The sequence below is a fragment of the Actinoplanes sp. NPDC048791 genome (genome assembly GCF_040650095.1).
GTDB lineage: Bacteria > Actinomycetota > Actinomycetes > Mycobacteriales > Micromonosporaceae > Actinoplanes.
In genome coordinates this window covers 1-1222 of record NZ_JBEZGQ010001648.1, presented here as the reverse complement: position 1 = coordinate 1222, position 1222 = coordinate 1, and the positions used below count along the sequence as shown (strand labels likewise).

Annotated in this window: 1 protein-coding gene and 1 pseudogene; both read left to right on the top strand. The window is 72.4% G+C overall.

Annotated features, from left to right (window positions below):
- Window positions 1-402, top strand: a pseudogene (locus AB0C29_RS49290) (DNA-directed RNA polymerase II); the annotation flags it as partial.
- 61 nt (window positions 403-463) lie between these two features.
- A partial coding sequence (locus AB0C29_RS49285; protein WP_360835406.1) for a glycosyltransferase occupies window positions 464-1222 on the top strand: 759 nt, incomplete at its 3' end.

Here is a 1222-nt window from a genome sequence, read left to right as displayed (position 1 = left end):
CACGAGCCGACCGGCACGGGCTGGCCCGGCGCCGAGGCGCCGCAGGAGCGCCGCCCGCTCGGCTGGCACCTCGGTCAGCTGCGCCGCGGCGGCGAGTGGAGCTTCGCGGGCATGCTGTTCGCGTTCGTCTGCTGGGGCATCTGGGCGATCTCGTCCGACGGTGACCTCACCACGCCGGTCGTGGTCTTCATCGTGTCGCTGCTGGTCGCCGCGGGTCTGTTCGCCCTGTCCCGGCTGGTCGGCCGGTTGGTGCTGGAACGGCAGTTCGGCCGGGTCCGCCGCACCGCCCGCGGCTCGCACATCGTCGCGGGGCTCTTCCTGGCCGGCGTGGGCGTCGCCCACCTGCGCCAGACGGAGTGGGTCATGACGGCGTTCAACTGGACGGTCGACCTCTTCCGCTGATCGGGCCGCGGTGTGGCGAGGATGACGTCTTGATGACCTCTGTGCGGGTAAGCGCGCCGCCATGGTCGATGAACGAACGGGCGTCGTGGTCATCACGTGGCAGCGGCGCGAGGAGGCCCTGGCGGCCCTGAGCCGCCTGGTGGAGCTGCCGGAACGCCCGCCGGTCGTGCTGGTCGACAACGGTTCGACCGACGGGACGGCCGAGGCGGTCCGCTCGCGCTTCCCTTCGGTACGGGTGATCGCCCTGAGTGAGAACCTCGGCGCGGTGGGTCGCAACATCGGCGTACGCGCACTCGACACGCCGTACGTGGCCTTCTGTGACGACGACACGTGGTGGGAGCCGGGCTCCCTGTCCCGGGCCGCGGATCTGCTCGACGCGTACCCGAAGATCGCCGTGCTCTGTGCCCGGATCCTGGTGGAGCCCGCGGGCGTCGACGATCCGATTGTCACCGAGCTGCGGGACTCCCCGGTGCCGGGCCCGGACTGGCTGCCCGGCCCCGCGATCGGCAGCTTCCTCGCGGGTGCGTCGGTGGTCCGCCGGGACGCGTTCCTGGCCCACGGCGGTTTCAGCAGCCGGTTGTGGCTCGGCGGCGAGGAGGAGCTGCTCGCCACCGACCTGCTCAGCGGCGGTTGGGAGCTCTGTTACCGCGAGGATCTGGTCGTGCACCACCGGGCGTCGAAGCTGCGCGACGCCCGGCTGCGCCGCCGGGTCGGGATCCGCAACACGCTGTGGTTCACCTGGCTGCGGCGCCCGTTGCCGGCGGCGCTGCGCCGGACGATGTTCCTGGCCCGTACGGTGCCCCGGGATCGCACCTCGGCC